This window comes from Kitasatospora sp. NPDC097643, assembly GCF_040302625.1.
Lineage (GTDB): Bacteria > Actinomycetota > Actinomycetes > Streptomycetales > Streptomycetaceae > Kitasatospora.
Genome location: NZ_JBEOSA010000001.1, coordinates 314,547 through 329,528, shown reverse-complemented (window position 1 = coordinate 329,528; position 14,982 = coordinate 314,547). Strand labels below are relative to the sequence as shown.

Annotated in this window: 13 protein-coding genes and 1 tRNA gene; 8 read left to right on the top strand and 6 right to left on the bottom strand. The window is 73.5% G+C overall.

Annotated elements, in window-relative coordinates; genetic code table 11:
* Nucleotides 1-164: 164 nt before the first annotated feature.
* The 3 genes from ABTY15_RS01560 to ABTY15_RS01550 all read right to left on the bottom strand — a co-directional run bounded on the left by ABTY15_RS01560 (nucleotide 165) and on the right by ABTY15_RS01550 (nucleotide 2,790).
* Nucleotides 165-965, bottom strand: coding sequence for a nucleotidyltransferase family protein (locus ABTY15_RS01560; protein WP_350574372.1), 801 nt, complete (start codon nucleotides 963-965; stop codon nucleotides 165-167).
* A 107-nt stretch (nucleotides 966-1,072) separates the two neighbouring features.
* Nucleotides 1,073-1,540, bottom strand: coding sequence for a hypothetical protein (locus tag ABTY15_RS01555; protein ID WP_350574370.1), 468 nt, complete (start codon nucleotides 1,538-1,540; stop codon nucleotides 1,073-1,075).
* Between the two features lie 158 nt (nucleotides 1,541-1,698).
* On the bottom strand, nucleotides 1,699-2,790 hold the full coding sequence (locus ABTY15_RS01550) for an ABC transporter ATP-binding protein (RefSeq protein WP_350574369.1): 1,092 nt from the start codon (nucleotides 2,788-2,790) through the stop codon (nucleotides 1,699-1,701).
* Nucleotides 2,791-3,073: 283 nt separating this feature from the next.
* Between ABTY15_RS01550 and ABTY15_RS01545 the strand changes: the two genes are divergently transcribed.
* The 3 genes from ABTY15_RS01545 to ABTY15_RS01535 all read left to right on the top strand — a co-directional run bounded on the left by ABTY15_RS01545 (nucleotide 3,074) and on the right by ABTY15_RS01535 (nucleotide 6,233).
* Nucleotides 3,074-3,150 (top strand) — tRNA-Thr (locus ABTY15_RS01545).
* Nucleotides 3,151-3,501: 351 nt separating this feature from the next.
* Complete coding sequence (locus ABTY15_RS01540) at nucleotides 3,502-5,331, top strand: ABC transporter ATP-binding protein (protein WP_350574367.1); 1,830 nt, start codon at nucleotides 3,502-3,504, stop codon at nucleotides 5,329-5,331.
* A gap of 20 nt (nucleotides 5,332-5,351) precedes the next feature.
* Nucleotides 5,352-6,233, top strand: coding sequence for a serine/threonine-protein kinase (locus ABTY15_RS01535; RefSeq protein WP_350574365.1), 882 nt, complete (start codon nucleotides 5,352-5,354; stop codon nucleotides 6,231-6,233).
* 18 nt (nucleotides 6,234-6,251) lie between these two features.
* On the opposite strand, the gene ABTY15_RS01530 is transcribed toward ABTY15_RS01535, so the two are convergent.
* Nucleotides 6,252-7,043, bottom strand: coding sequence for a site-specific integrase (locus ABTY15_RS01530; protein WP_350574363.1), 792 nt, complete (start codon nucleotides 7,041-7,043; stop codon nucleotides 6,252-6,254).
* Nucleotides 7,044-7,245: 202 nt separating this feature from the next.
* Between ABTY15_RS01530 and ABTY15_RS01525 the strand changes: the two genes are divergently transcribed.
* From ABTY15_RS01525 to ABTY15_RS01515, 3 genes are all read left to right on the top strand, one after another.
* The gene (locus ABTY15_RS01525) at nucleotides 7,246-8,580 is read left to right on the top strand and encodes an MFS transporter (RefSeq protein ID WP_350574361.1); all 1,335 of its coding nucleotides are present in this window, start codon (nucleotides 7,246-7,248) and stop codon (nucleotides 8,578-8,580) included.
* An 82-nt stretch (nucleotides 8,581-8,662) separates the two neighbouring features.
* On the top strand, nucleotides 8,663-8,896 hold the full coding sequence (locus ABTY15_RS01520) for a hypothetical protein (protein WP_350574359.1): 234 nt from the start codon (nucleotides 8,663-8,665) through the stop codon (nucleotides 8,894-8,896).
* Nucleotides 8,897-9,030: 134 nt separating this feature from the next.
* Nucleotides 9,031-9,579, top strand: a complete 549-nt coding sequence (locus ABTY15_RS01515) for a methylated-DNA--[protein]-cysteine S-methyltransferase (protein WP_350574357.1) — start codon at nucleotides 9,031-9,033, stop codon at nucleotides 9,577-9,579.
* Between the two features lie 71 nt (nucleotides 9,580-9,650).
* On the opposite strand, the gene ABTY15_RS01510 is transcribed toward ABTY15_RS01515, so the two are convergent.
* Nucleotides 9,651-10,718 carry an ATP-grasp domain-containing protein gene (locus ABTY15_RS01510; RefSeq protein WP_350574355.1) on the bottom strand — a complete coding sequence of 356 codons (1,068 nt, stop codon included), beginning with the start codon at nucleotides 10,716-10,718 and terminating at the stop codon, nucleotides 9,651-9,653.
* A 303-nt stretch (nucleotides 10,719-11,021) separates the two neighbouring features.
* On the opposite strand from ABTY15_RS01510, the gene ABTY15_RS01505 reads away from it, so the two are divergent.
* Both ABTY15_RS01505 and ABTY15_RS01500 read left to right on the top strand, forming a co-directional pair.
* A complete protein-coding gene (locus tag ABTY15_RS01505) occupies nucleotides 11,022-12,446 on the top strand; it encodes a family 2B encapsulin nanocompartment shell protein (protein ID WP_350574354.1) in 1,425 nt (474 codons plus the stop codon).
* A 185-nt stretch (nucleotides 12,447-12,631) separates the two neighbouring features.
* A complete protein-coding gene (locus ABTY15_RS01500) occupies nucleotides 12,632-13,681 on the top strand; it encodes a family 2 encapsulin nanocompartment cargo protein polyprenyl transferase (protein WP_350574352.1) in 1,050 nt (349 codons plus the stop codon).
* A 125-nt stretch (nucleotides 13,682-13,806) separates the two neighbouring features.
* Here ABTY15_RS01500 and ABTY15_RS01495 read toward each other — a convergent pair whose 3' ends face one another.
* Nucleotides 13,807-14,856: an NAD-dependent epimerase/dehydratase family protein gene (locus ABTY15_RS01495; protein ID WP_350574350.1), complete on the bottom strand. Its 1,050-nt coding sequence runs from the start codon at nucleotides 14,854-14,856 to the stop codon at nucleotides 13,807-13,809.
* Nucleotides 14,857-14,982 lie beyond the last annotated feature (126 nt).

Genomic DNA, 14,982 nt, shown 5'->3' with positions numbered 1-14,982 from the left:
CACCGGGATTGCCGGGACACCGGGGATGCCGGGATATCGGGAGGGAACGCGTCGGCCGGGTGCTCCGTGGGGGAGCACCCGGCCGACGGCTGTGGTGCGGGGGCTGCTTCGCGGGTTGCTGCCAGGGGCTGCTCCGCGGGCTGCTTCGCGGGCTGGAGCGGCGGTTACTGCGGGGTGCGCCCGGCCCCGGCCGCGAGCTCCTTGGCCGCCTCCGTGAGGTCCTTCGCGGTGTCGATCGCGCGCCAGTACACGCCCTGCGGCAGCTGGTAGCCCGCCAGCCGCTTGCTGCGAGCCAGTTGGGGGAAGGTGGTGCGCTCGTGGTCGCCCACGTCCGGCAGCAGCTCGGCGAACTCCGGGCTGAACACGTACAGGCCGGCGTTGATCAGGAACGGCGAGGGCGGCGCCTCGATGAAGTCCAGCACGTTGCCGAACTGGTCCGTCTCCACCGCCCCCCACGGGATCCTGGGCCGGGCCAGCGCGAGCGTCGCGACGGCGTCCCGCTCGTGGTGGAAGGCGGCCATGTCGCGCAGGCTGAACCTGGTCCAGATGTCGCCGTTGGTCGCGTACCAGGGCTCGTCCGGGCGGGGCAGCGCCTTGGCCGCGTACTTGAGGCCGCCGCCGCGCCCCAGCGGCTCCTCCTCCACCACCGTGCGGACGCTCAGCGGCAGGTCCGCCTTGTCGAGCCACTCCGCCAGGACGGAGGCGAGATGGCCGCAGGAGACCACGACGTCCGTGACGCCCTCGGAGGCCAGCCAGGCCAGCTGGTGGCCGAGGATCGGCGTGCCCGTGCCCGGGATCTCGACCAGCGGCTTCGGGCGGTCGTCCGTGTAGGGCCGCAGCCGGGAGCCCTGGCCGCCGGCCAGGATCACGGCCTGGGTGACGGGCGTCGTGGTCGGCCGGGGGTGGTGCGGCTGCCGGGGCGAGGGGGACGCGAGGTCGGCGGTGGGGCCGGAGTCAGCGGTCATGGCTGAACAATAAGCCGCACACCGGGCGGGGATCCGCCCCCGGGACGACCCGGGCCGGCTCGCCAGGCTCGTTGCCGGGCCCGCTCACCGGGCCCGCTCGCCGTCAGTCAGCCCGCGATACCCGCTGCGAACGACCCGTCGCACACCGGGCGCGCGAACGACCGGGCCCGCTGGACGTCGCCCTGGTACTTGCGCACCGTCGCCCGGCCCAACTCGCCCGCCAGCGCGCTGCAGTACGGCGTCAGCGCCGGCTGCTCGCGCATCGAGCGCTCCAGCAGGTCCAGCGCGGCCGCCGGGCTCTTCGCACGGAGCTCGTCCAGCAGCGCCACCCGCAGCGACTCCTGCGGGGCGAGCCCGTCCGAGGTCCGGCCGGTGGCGGCGACGGGGGCGGCGGGGGTGGCGGCGGACCGGCCGATCCCGGCGCCGTCGCCGCTGGACGCCGCCACCACCTGCTGGTCGAGCGCGGTCGGCGGGGCCCACGGCACCCGGGTCACGGCGAGGGTGCCGGTGGTCACCAGGACGACCGGCAGGGTCAGGGCGACGGTCTGGCCGATACGGCGCACAAGCTGCTTCACGTTCAGGAGAGTAGCGGTGGGTGCGGTGCGGATCGCCCTCCGTTACACCATCGGGTGACGCCGTGTCCGGATTCGTCCTGCGGCGTGTTGACGCGGGGGTGTACGGACGGAGCCCGCCGGACCGGGAACGGTCCGACGGGCTCCGTGGAGTCGGCTGATCAGCTGCTCAGGCGCGCGCCCGTGCTGGTGTTGAACACGTGGGTCTCGTCGCCGACCGGCACGACGTGGATCGTCTCGCCGCGGGCCGGGATCTGCCGCCCGTGCACGCGGACGACCAGCTCCTTGTCCTCGCCGCCGATCTTGGTGGTGCCGTAGACGAAGCCGTCCGAGCCGAGCTCCTCGACCACGTTCACGGTCACCGCGACGCCGTCGATGCCGCCGGCCGGGACGACCTGGAAGTGCTCCGGGCGGATGCCGACGGTCACCGTCTTGTCGCCGCCGGCGCCGGCCAGGTCGTCCCGCGTGATGTTGACCACCGAACCGCCGAACTTCACCCCGCCGTCCACCAGCGGCACCTCGATCAGGTTCATCGCCGGCGAGCCGATGAAGCCGGCCACGAACAGGTTGGCGGGCTTGTCGTACATGTTGCGCGGGGTGTCGACCTGCTGGAGCACGCCGCCCTTCAGCACCGCCACCCGGTCGCCCATGGTGAGCGCCTCGGTCTGGTCGTGGGTGACGTACACCGTGGTGATGCCCAGGCGGCGCTGGAGGCCGGCGATCTGGGTACGGGTCGAGACGCGGAGCTTGGCGTCCAGGTTCGACAGCGGCTCGTCCATCAGGAACACCTGCGGCTGGCGGACGATCGCGCGACCCATCGCGACGCGCTGCCGCTGACCACCCGACAGCGCCTTCGGCTTGCGGTCCAGGTACTCGGTCAGGTCGAGGATCTTGGCGGCCTCCTCGACCTTCGTGCGGATCTCCGCCTTGTTCACGCCGGCGATCTTGAGCGCGAAGCCCATGTTCTCCGCGACGGTCATGTGCGGGTACAGCGCGTAGTTCTGGAACACCATCGCGATGTCCCGGTCCTTCGGCGGCAGGTGCGTGACGTCCCGGTCGCCGATCCGGATCGCGCCGCTGTTGACGTCCTCCAGACCGGCCAGCATGCGCAGGCTGGTCGACTTGCCGCAGCCCGACGGGCCGACCAGCACGAGGAACTCGCCGTCCGCGATCTCCAGGTCCAGCGCGTCCACGGAGGGCTTGTCCGCCCCGGGGTAGACGCGGGTCGCCTGGTCGTACGTGACAGAAGCCATGGTTGTTCTCTCCTTCACCGGCAGGAACGTGCCGGACGATCCGAGTAAAGGGGGGTTGGTTCGTCTCCGTCGGTCAGTCAGTGGTCTGAACCACTACACGAACCGACTCCCGGCGACGCTACCCGCGCTTCCGCCGCTTGTCAGCCCCCATCCCGCCCGATTTCGGCATCGGTTCCATCACGCCAACCCCGTCCCACCAACCCCCGGATATCCCACCACCCCGCCACCCACGCCCGGTAGACTGCCCCCGGTGCCGCCGTGATCCCTCACGGACGGCCACCGTGCCTCCTTAGCTCAGCTGGCCAGAGCACCGCTCTTGTAAAGCGGGGGTCGTCGGTTCGAACCCGACAGGGGGCTCCAGGGACGAAGGGCCAGTTCGCCGGGGTGGATCCGGGCGGGCTGGCCCTTCGGCGTAGGTGGGGTGTCGGGCGGGCGGGGTTTTGTGCGGCGGGTGGTGAGCGTGGCCCCGGTCGGGTGCGTACCTCCTGGTGGAGGGGGCCCCGAGGAAGGGAAGAGGAGGTGGCCGTGATGGGGATGTTGGCCAACCTGGTGCCCGCGATGAGGCACCCGCGGAGGCGGACGAAGTCCGGTACGGACACGAGTAAGTCGAAGTCCACCGATCGTCGTCGGCGTCGGCGCCGGACGCACTCGCGGCACTGACGGGTCGGTCTGCGGGGCCGGGGCCGTACCGTGTGGTCGCTGCGGCGGTTGATGGCCGTCGACGTGGGTGAGCACGACGGCCGGCGCGAGCCGGTCGTCGAGGCGGCCCCGGCCGTGTCGTTGCGGCGGGTGTTCGGGCGGTTCTGGCCCTACACGCGTGGGGGGAGGCGCTGGCTGGCCCTGCTGCTGGGGTTCGTATTGATCGGCCCGGTGGTCGACGCGGCCGCGATCTGGCTGTTCAAGGTCGTCGTCGACGAGGTGCTGGTGCCGCGCAGACTCGGGCTGTTCCTGCCGGTCGCGCTCGCGTACGTCGGGCTGACCGTTCTCGCAGCGGGTCTGCGCTTCGCCGACGAGACGACCTCGGCCTGGGTCGGCGAGCGTTTCCTGCTGGCCCTGCGGGGGGACGTGTTCCGGCACCTACAGGGCCTGTCGCTCGGGTTCTTCGAGCGGCGGCGGCTCGGCGACGTGCTGTCGCGGTTGACCGGGGACGTCGAGGCGGTCGAGACCTTCCTGCTCTCGGGCGTCCTCGACGCGGTCGCGTACGTCGCCGAGCTGTCCGTCTTCCTCGCGGTGCTGTTCTACCTGCGCTGGGACCTGGCCCTGGTGGCGCTGGTGGTGGCCCCGCTGTTCTGGTGGACGGCGCGGCGGTTCTCGGTGCTGGTGAAGGCGGCGGCGCGGGAACGGCGGCGGCGCAGCGGTGCGGTGAGCGCGCTCGCCGAGGAGACCCTGGGCCACCTCGCGCTGGTGCAGGCGTACAACCGGCAGGGCTGGGAGCAGGAGCGGTTCGGGCAGGAGAACCTGGCCCGGTTCCGGGCGACGATGACGGCGACCCGGCTGCGGGCGCTGTTCGCGCCGATCGTGGAACTGCTGGAGCTGGCGGGTGCGTTGATCGTGCTCGGGCTGGGGGCCTGGGAGCTGGCGCACGGGCGCCTGACGCTGGGCGAACTGCTGGTGTTCGTTGCGCTGTTGGGCCGGTTGTACGGGCCGATCCGGGGGATCTCACGGCTGAGCAACGGCTTCTACTCGGCTTCGGCGGCCGCCGAGCGGATCATCGAACTGCTGGACCAGCGCCCGCAGGTGGTCGATCCGCCGGTGCCGCTGCGGCCGGCGCTGCGGCTGCGCGGGTCGGTGACCTTCGACGGGGTGTGGTTCCGCTACCCGGGCTCGACCAGGGTGGCGCTGTTCGACGTGTCGTTCCGTGCCGAGCCGGGCGAGACGGTGGCGCTGGTCGGGCCGAGCGGGGCGGGCAAGTCGACGGTCGCCAAGCTGCTGCTGCGCTTCTACGACCCGGAGCGCGGGGCCGTCCGGCTGGACGGGATCGACCTGCGCGAGCTGGCGCTGGCCGACCTGCGGGAGAACATCGCCGTGCTGCTCCAGGAGACCCTGGTGATCCACGGCACCGTGCGGGAGAACATCGCGTACGGCCGGCCGGGGGCGACCGACGCGCAGATCGTGGCCGCCGCCCGGGCCGCCGACGCGGACGAGTTCGTCCGCCGGCTGCCGGAGGGCTACGACACGGTGGTGGGGCAGCACGGCCGGCTGCTGTCCGGCGGGCAGCGGCAGCGGCTGGCGATCGCCCGGGCGATGGTCCGGGACGCGCCCGTGCTGCTGCTCGACGAGCCGACGACCGGGCTGGACGCCGAGTCCGGGCGCCGGATCCTGGAGCCGCTGGGGCGGTTGATGTACGGCAGGACCACGATCATCATTTCGCACAATCTGCTCACCATCCGGGCTGCGGATCGGATCGTGCTGCTCCGCGAGGGGTGCGTGGTCGGCAGCGGCACGCACGCACAGCTGCTGGCCTGCAACGACGGGTACGCCCGGCTCGACCGGCTGCACGCGGCGGCACCGGGCCGACGCCGGTTGGAGGTACCGGGATGAGCGACCACGGGAGTGCCCATGTGAGTGCCCACGGGAGCGCCCACAGGAGTGTCCAACCGCCCCTGCCCGCAGCGACGTTGATCGCCCCCGGCTACCGGGTGCTGGCCCACCTCTGCCGCACCGGCTGGCTGGACGTCTACGACGCCTGGAGCGAGGAGCGCGACTGCCGCTGCGTGGTGAAGGTGATCCGGCCCGACCGCCTCCGCGACCGCCGGTTGCGCGCCCGCCTGCTCCAGGAGGGCCGTTGGTTGACCGAGTTCACCCACCCGCACCTGGTGCGCGGCTACGGCACCGGCGAGCGCCCGCAGCCGTACGCCGTCCTGGAGACCCTCAGCGGTGAGACGCTCGCGCACCTGCTGCGCGGCCGCGGCCGCCGCCCGGCCGCCACCGATCTGGCGCTGCTCGGGCTGCACCTGTGCTCGGCGGTGCGCTACCTGCACGGGCACGGCCTGCTGCACCTCGACCTGAAGCCCTCCAACATCGTGATCGACTGCCGCCGCGCCAAGGTGCTCGACCTGAGCATCGCCCGCCCGCCGGGGCCCGGGCGGCCGGGCGTCGGTACGGAGGGCTACCTGGCGCCCGAGCAGGCGGGCGGCGGCCTGCTCACGGCGGCCACGGACGTCTGGGGCATCGGCGTCACCCTGTACGAGGCGGCCACCGGCGCCGTCCCCTTCGACGGCCCGGTCCCGGAGGGTCCGGCACCCCCGGTGGGCCGGCGCCGCCGACTGCCCCGCGCCCTCGCCGCAGCGATCGACGGCTGCCTGCGCCCGGACCCGGCGGAACGGCCCGGCGTGCCCGACCTCGTCGACGAGCTGGACGCGTTGCTGCCGCAGGGGCGCCGCGCGGTGCCGCCACCCGGGGAGCCCGCGGAGCCCGCGGAGACCGCGGAGCCAGAACAGTGAGCCAGCGAGCCGGCGGGCTCAGCGCAGCTGCCGCAGCGTCCACCCGGCGCCGAGCGGCCTGGTGTGGGCGGTGAAGAGCTCGGCGGCGCGGCGGTACGAGAGGCGGGCGCGGCCGGTGTGCGGGCAGCGGTCGGGCGCGGGGGTGCCGGCGGGGGCGCGGCGGTCGGTGAGGAAGAGCGGGCCGGCGGCGCGGCCGGCGAGGAGCAGCGGGAGCAGGCGGGCGGTACCGGCCTGCCAGTGCACGGGTGCGCGGCCGGGCCGGGGGAGGGTGCGGCGGTGCGGCAGGTCGAGGTCGTCGACGTTCAGGGCGAGCACGGTCTCGATGCCGGCGCCGGACTCGTGGAGCAGGTGCCAGAGCGTCCGCTCGCGCAGCGGCACCCGGAGGGCGAGGAGGGCGTGGAGTTCTTCGGGCGTGAACGGGGCGGTGGCGGCGGGTCGGGGCAGCGGCCGGGGGCGCAGCTCGGCCGCCGGGTCGCCGTCGATCCAGCCCTGGGCCCGCCACCAGGCCACGGCCGCGCGCAGGGTGGAGAGTTCGCGGTTGAGGGTGCGCGGGTCGGTGTCGGCGCAGCGGCGGGTGACGGCGGCGCGGAGGCGCTCGGCGGCGTCCGGGTGGTCGAGCAGGGCGAGCGGGAGGACGGGCGGCCGGGCGCGGCGCCGCTCGGGGCCGGTGGGGGCGGGGCGGTCGGCGAGGGCCCAGGCCCAGGTGTTCAGCGCGATCCGGTAGATCCGCCGGGAGCCCGGGGCGAGTCCGGAGACGTCGAGATAGCGCTCGACGGCGACCGCGTACTCGACCGGGGGAAGCTCTGCCACGGGAGTTCCTTTCCGCAGTAAATGACCTCGCTCGGGGCATCGTCAGGATATCCAACATTCGCAGTAAATCGCAGGTGAACAGCCATGAGGAGGGATGTTTACTGCGGCAGCAGCGATGCCCGCAGCTCTTGAGTCAAAAAGGCTCAACTTTTTCCCCGGAAACCCTTGAAGGCGATTCCCGCCCGACGGCAGACTGCCGCCCATGGCAGTGGAAACAGAACGGATCCCGGCCCGTCGCAGGCGGCTGGGAGACCGTCTCGCCGTGCTGGGCGAGCGTGATTTCGGATGGTTCTTCACCGGCTACACGACCTCCCTCCTCGGCTCCTCGATGGCGCCGGTGGCGGTGGCCTTCGCGGTGCTGGACGGCGGCGGCACCGGCACCGACCTGGGCTGGGTGATGGCGGCCCGGATCCTGCCGGTGGTGCTGGTGCTGCTGGCCGGCGGCGTGATCGCCGACCGGTTCGGCAGCCGCCGGGTGATGCTGGGCTCGGACGTGCTGCGCGGCCTCGTCCAGGCGGTGTTCGCCGCGCTGCTGGCGGCCGGGCGGGCACCGGTCTGGGCGATGGTCGCCCTGGTCGCGGTGTGGGGGATCGGCGAGGGGCTGTTCATGCCGGCGTTCGGTGCGATCGTGCCCGGCCTGGTGCGCCGCGAGGAGCTGCTGGCGGACGCCAACACGCTGCTGGGACTGTCCCGTTCGGTGGCCACGGTGGCCGGACCGGCGGCGGCCGGCCTGGTCACGGCGGTCTGGGGCCCGGCGGCGGTGCTGCTGGTGGACGCGGTGACGTACGGTGTCGGCGCGCTGGCCCTGGCCGGGCTGCGGCTGCGCCCACCGTCGTCCGAACGGGCCGCGGCGGGTGTCGAATCGGAGTCGATGCTCGACGAACTCCGGTCCGGCTGGAAGGAGTTCGGCTCCCGCCCGTGGCTGTGGATCACCACCGTGCAGATGGGCCTGTTCAACCTGCTGGTGTGGGCGCCGTTCCTGGTGCTCGGCCCGCTGACGGCCCAGGCCGGCCTCGGTGGCGCCCGCGCCTGGGGCCTGGTGATGGGTGTGTACGGGGTGGGCGCGGTGCTGGGCGGGCTGCTGATGCTCGGGCGCCGGCCGGAGCGGCCGCTCGCGGTGGCCACGGTGGCCGCGCTGGGCTGGGCGGCGCCCTCGGCGGCGCTCGCGGCGGGCGTGTCGCTGCCCTGGGTGGTCGCCGGGGCACTGGTGGCGGGGATCGGCTCGGCGGTCTGCGGGACGCTCTACACCACGACGATGCAGCGCTGGGTGCCGGCGGAGGCGCTGGGGCGGGTGACCTCGTTCGGGGCGCTCGGCTCCTTCGTCCTCGGGCCGCTCGGGCTGGCCGCGGCCGGTCCGGCGGCGGGTCGGTTCGGCACGGACACCGTGCTGTGGCTCGGGGCGGGCTGGCAACTCGCCGCCGCAGCGGTGGTGTTGGCGGTACCGTCGGTGAGCGGCCGCCGATGGGACGAGGGCGGCGCGGAGCCCGCCCCCGAGGCGGGCGCGGAGGCGGATCCGGCCCCCGAACCGGTCGGCTGAACCCGCCCCTCCCCGTGGCGGGCGCCGCGGCGGGCCCGGTCGTACCGTGGAGGGTGCGGGGGTGGACGGAGGAGGTTCGATCATGCCCGGTTCGCTCACCATCAGCCACCACGAATCCGCGGTCGTCCTCGACCACACGGACGCCGAGCGCCTCGCCACCGTACTGGCGGAACTCGCCTACCTGCTGGAGATCCCGGGACCGAACCGGATCAACGACGCGCAGCTCACCCTGCTGTGCGAGGGCCGCGCCGCGGACCGCGCCGAGCTGTCGCGCTGGTCGCGGGAGCTCGCCACCGAGCTGAAGGGACGGCTCTGATCACAGCGGTACCCGGACCCCACGAGCCGGCGCCCCGCCCGCCGTACGATGGCGAGCGGGGCGGGCTGGTCTCGCACGCCCCCCGGGTGCCGGGGTGGCCGGCGGCCGGCCCGGCGGAGGGTGGGGGCCCGAGCGTGCCGCAGCAGTCCTGGTCGATGTCCTGGCTGACCGTGGAGACGCCGCTGCCGAGCGGCCCGATGCACGTCGCGGTGACCCCGCTGGGCGTGGCCGCGGCCGGGTACGGCGGCCGGGACGGCGAGAGGCCGCCGTGCACCGACGCGTCGAAGATCGCCGCCGTGACCGAGCGGATCGGCGCCTACCTGGCGGGCCGCAGCCGGGACTTGGGCCTGCCGATCGACTGGAGCCTGAGCTCCGGCCCGCACCGTACGGTGCTCCGGACGCTCTGGCGCGACGTGCCGTACGGCCGGACCATCACCTACGGCGAACTGGCCGCCCGCAGCGGGGTGTTCGAGGACGTGACCGAGCCCGGCCTGGCCGCCCGGACGGTCGGGCAGATGATGGCCGCCAACCCCGTCGCCCTGCTGGTGCCGTGCCACCGGGTGGTGGCGGCCGACGGGATCGGCGGCTTCGGCGGTGGCCGGGTCGGGATCGAGGTGAAGCGCTGGCTGCTCACCCTGGAGGGCGTGCTGGAGCCGACGCTCGACTGGAACGGCCCGCTCTGATCCCGCTGCGCCCACCGTGACCGGGGGCGACCACCGGCGCCCCGCGCGTCACCCCCCCGTCACCCTCCGCGTCACCCCCCGAGCGCCGCCACCGCCTCCGCCGCCCGTCGCGCCCGGACCGGCTGGATCCCCGACACCAGCGTGTACTCGATTTCGTCGACATCCGGCACCCCGCCGCCCTCCGGCCGCTCCCCGAGCGCCAGCCGTACGGCGTCCCACGGCAGGTTGAGCCCGCACAGCCGCAGCTGGTGCAGCCCGGCGGCCGGGCGGGTGTTGACGTCGATGACCACCGGCTCCCCGGCCAGGTGGCGGAACTGGACGTTGGACAGGTACGCCATCGCGCTCGCCCCGACCAGTCGCCGGACCGGATCCAGGTACCGCCGGTCGGTGGTGAAGCCGCGCCGCCGGCCCTGCTTCGTCCGGCCGACCACGGTGAGCGGGGTGCCGTCCCGGTCGGCGAGGCAGTCCACCGACACCTCGGGTCCGTCCAGCAGCGGCATCACCAGCAGGTCCAGCGGTTCCTCCGGCGGGTTCTCGCCGGCCCGCTCCAGTGCGGCGGCCACCTGCTGGACCTGGACCTGGTTGTCCCAGCCGGTCAGCCGCTGCGCGTCGTACGGCCGGCGGGTGAGCACCCGGAAGCCCGCGCCGCCGGCGCCGGTGGTGGGTTTGAGGCAGGCGGTGTGCCCGTCGGCCTCGATCCGGTCGACGGCGTCGAGCAGTTCGTCGGCGGTACGGACCCGCCACCAGGGCGGGGTGGGCAGTCCGGCGGCGGCGATGGCGGCGTAGCCGTCGGCCTTGCCCGCGTAGGCGGCGACGGCGGTGGCGGGCGGGCAGAGCAGGGTGGTGCCGCGGGCCTCGAACTCCGGTCGGGCGAGGGCGACGGCGAGTTGGTGGAGCTGCGGGAGGAAGACGTCGACGGCGTGCCGGGCGCAGTGGTCGAGCGCGTAGTCGACGTAGGCGTCGGCGGGCAGGTCGGCGGGTTCCAGGGCGCCGTGGTCGGCGGCGGCGAGGACGGGGGAGTCCGGGTCGGCGTGGGTGGCGAGGACGGTCACCGGGCGCGGGGCGGCGTGCAGTTGCTCGATGAAGAAGATGTTCTCGGCATAGGTGCGGTTGAGCCAGACACGTACGGGGGCGCTCATGTGGGCCTCCCAGGGCAGGAGTTGGCGAGAGGTGGCACCTTAGCGGCCCCTCGAACGGGATCGAACAGCAGGGTTGTCGCCCGCGTCGGGGTGTCGATGGGGAAGGATGGGGAGCGGCATTCCGGGCAGTTCGAATAACAAGTCGAACATATATCGATCAGGTGATCGAGTCGTACTATTTGTTCGGTTATTTAGAACCACTCGAACGAGTGATTGCGGGATGCCTCCGAATGGGCCCACCATGAAGCTGCAACATGAATGTGCAAGGCGACACTTCATCGGGTATGCGAAGGGCTCCCCATTATGTCGACCGAAACCAACGCCGGTATTCCTGCGCCGGGCGCGCAGCCGGAGAACCGGCAGCAGCAGAGTCTGAGCACGGCGGGTGCGCGCAACCTCGCCACGACCACCAAGTCGGCGCCGCAGATGCAGGGCATCAGCCCGCGCTGGCTGCTCAGGATGCTGCCCTGGGTGCAGGTGTCCGGCGGCACGTACCGGGTCAACCGTCGCCTGCGCTACTCGGTCGGTCGGGGTCGGGTGAGTTTCGTCAAGACCGGCTCCGAGGTGCGGATCGTCCCGCCGACTCTCGCCGAGGTGCCGGTGCTGCGCGGCTTCCAGGACGAGGCGGTGCTGGAGGAGCTGGCCGGGCGCTTCGTGCAGCGGGACTTCGCCCCGGGGGACGTGCTGGTCGCGGCCGGCACCGCGATCGACGAGGTCTTCGTCATCGCGCACGGCAAGCTCGACCGGATCGGCACCGGCAAGTACGGCGAGGAGACGGTGGTCGGCACCCTCGCCGACGGCGACCACCTCGGTGACGAGGCCCTTCAGGAGGAGACGGACAGCTGGCCGTACACCGTGCGGGCCGCGACCTCCGGCACCGTGATGGCGCTGCCCTGGTCCGCCTTCCAGGAGCTCCACGACCGCTCCGAGGCGCTGCAGTTGCAGATCATGGAGTACCTGAACGGCTTCCAGCGGGCGCAGAACAAGCACGGCGAGGCCGCGATCGGCCTCTCCGCCGGTCACCAGGGCGAGTACGAGCTGCCCGGCGCCTTCGTGGACTACGAGCTGAAGCCGCGCGAGTACGAGCTGAGCGTCGCGCAGACCATCCTCAAGGTCCACAGCCGCGTCGCCGACCTCTACAACCAGCCGATGAACCAGACCGAGCACCAGCTCCGGCTGACCATCGAGGCCCTGCGCGAGCGCCAGGAGCACGAGCTCGTCAACAACCCCGAGTTCGGCCTGCTGGAGAACGCCGCGTACGACCAGCGGATCCAGACCCACTCCGGCCCGCCCACCCCGGACGACATGGACGAGCTGCTCAGTCGCCGCCGCAGCACCAAGATGTTCCTCGCCCACCCCAAGGCCATCGCCGCCTTCGGCCGGGAGTGCAACAAGCGCGGCCTCTACCCGGGCACGGTCGAGGTCGAGGGCAAGCAGGTCACGGCCTGGCGCGGGGTGCCGGTCTTCCCGTGCAACAAGATCCCGATCATCGGCGGGCACACCAGCTCGATCCTTGCGCTGCGGGTCGGCGAGGACAACCAGGGCGTCATCGGTCTGCACCAGACCGGAATTCCGGATGAATACCAGCCGAGCCTTTCGGTGCGGTTCATGGGAATCGACGACAAGGCCATCATTTCCTACCTGGTCAGCGCCTACTACTCCGCCGCGATCCTGGTGCCGGACGCGGTCGGTGTTCTGGAGAACGTGGACATCGCGCACCGCGACTGACCACGGGCACCCGAGGGCCCGAGTACCCGAGGCCCGAGTACCCGAGTTTCCGAGGACCCGGGGGACCCACCACGCGCGCCGCCCGGCCGGGCACCCACACCCGGCCGGGCGGCGTTCCACCGCACGCCGGCCGGCAGCCCGAGCCCGGCGGCCACCTCACGACAGGCCAACAGGGGGAGGAACCCATGACGAGCTCCACGCTGGAACGGGACCACCGGGAGGGGCACGAGGCGGCGGACGTCCTCTCCCGCGCCCGTGCTCTGGTCGACCCGGTCCTGCGGGCCGCCGTCGACTCGCTGCCGGGCGCGATGCGCAAGGTCGCCGGCTACCACTTCGGCTGGTGGGAGGCGGACGGCTCGCCCTCCGCGGCCCCGGCCGGCAAGGCGATCCGGCCGGCCATGGTCCTGGCCGCCACCCAGGCGTTGGGCGGCACCCCGGCGACCGCCACCGCCGCCGCGGCCGCCGTCGAGCTGGTGCACAACTTCACCCTGCTCCACGACGACGTCATCGACCGGGACGAGACGCGTCGCCACCGGCCCACCGCCTGGCGGGTGTTCGGCACCACCGAGGCCATCCTGGCCGGGGACGCCATGCACTCGCTGGCGCTGCGGCTGCTGGCCGAGGACGCCCACCCGGCCGCCCCGGACGCCATCCGCCGGCTCACCGACTGCGTGGTCGAGCTCTGCGAGGGCCAGCAGATCGACTGCGCCTTCGAGCAGCGCAACGACGTCTCGCTCACCGAGTGCCTGGCGATGGCGGAGGCGAAGACCGGCGCCCTGCTCGGGGCCGCCTGCGCGATGGGTGCCCGGTACGGGGGCGGCTCGGCGGAGGCCGCGCAGGCGATGGACGGCTTCGGCCGGGAGATCGGCCTGGCGTTCCAGCTGATCGACGACCTGATCGGGATCTGGGGCGATCCGGCGGTGACCGGCAAGCCGGTGGGCGCGGACCTGGTCTCCCGGAAGAAGTCCCTGCCGGTGGTCGCGGCGCTGGGCTCCGGCACCCCCGAGGGGCACCGGCTCGGCACCCTGTACGCCCTCGAACGCCCGCTCACCGCCGAAGAGTTGGCGCAGTGCGCGGCGGACGTCGAGGCGGCCGGCGGGCGCGGCTGGGCGCAGGGCGAGTCCTGCGAGCGGATGGCCGCGGCGATGGCCCAGTTGGCGGTGGCGGTGCCGGAGCCGTCCGCGGCGGACGAACTGCTGGCGCTGGCCGAGCTGGTCACCCGCCGGACCCACTGAGCCGCTCCGCCCCGCGGCCGGAGCGGCCGGAGCGGCCGGAGTGGCTGTAGCGGCTGAAGTGGCCGGAGTGGGAAGTCGACGACGCCGACTTCCCACTCCGGGCGGCCCACCCGCCCCGCCTTTGTCTAGGCCGCCCGGCCGTGCGCGGCCAACAGCCGTTGCTCCTTGGCCGGTTCGATGCCCTGCTTGTGCGCCGACTCCGGCCGCCCCTTCCGCCCGTCCGGGGTGGTGTCCTCCGCCGGCCCGCGGGTCCGCAGCCACTCCCAGGTGTCCCGCGCGGTCTCGGCGAACGACCGGCAGCGCAGCCCGGCGGCCTGCGCGCGGGTGGTGTCGGCCAGCCAGACGCCCGCCAGCTCCGGCACGTCCGGGGCCCAGAGCGGGAGTTCCAGCCATGGTTGGACCTGGTCCGGTCCTTCGGTGAGCAGCGGCTCGTCCGCCACCCACACCAGTTCGGTGTCGGCGGCGCCCGCCACTGCCCGGCAGGTCTCCAGCCACTCCCCGAAGGTGAGCCGCCCGGGCGGCGCGGTGGTGACGTAGCGGCCGGTCGTCCCGGCGATCAGCAGGTCGGCCCCGAAGGCGGCGAAGTCCCGGACGTCGATCACCTGCATGGTCCGCGCCGGGTCGCCCGGGGCCAGCACCTGCCCGCCGCGCGCCATCCGCTCCAGCCACCACGGCAGCCGGCCGCCGTTCTCGTACGGTCCGATGAGCAGCCCGCTGTTGAGGATCAGCGCCCGGTCGGCGCCGAAGTTCTCCAGCACCGCGCGCTCGCAGCCGGCCTTCAGCGGGTTGGCGGGCGGCTGGTCGGGCGGGGTGTCGGCCGGGCAGGGGTGCAGCGGCGAGTCCTCGGTGACGACCTCGGCCGGCCAGTCGCTGAAGGCGTGCACCGAGGAGACGAAGGTGTAGTGGCCGACGCGCTCGCGCAGCAGCCCGGCGGAGGTGACGACCTGGGCGGGCTGCTGGGCGGAGGTGTCCACGACGGCGTCCCAGTGGCGGCCGTCGACCAGCCGGGCCAGGTCGTCCGCGGAGTCGCGGTCGCCCCGGACGGCTTCGACGCCCGGCAGGTCGGTGGCGCTGCGGCCGCGGTTGAAGGTGGTGACCTCGTGGCCTCGGTCGAGGGCTTCGGCGGCGAAGGCCCGCCCGAGGAAGGATGAGCCACCGAGCAAGAGGATCTTCATACTGGTCACCCTTCCGTCACGGCCCCGTTCGTACGCGCGGATTCGCGCTCAGCAGAGCCGACCAGTGCGCGCAGCGCCGACCGGCGTGCGCAGAGCCGACGGGCGCGCGTGCGGCCACCGGGCCGA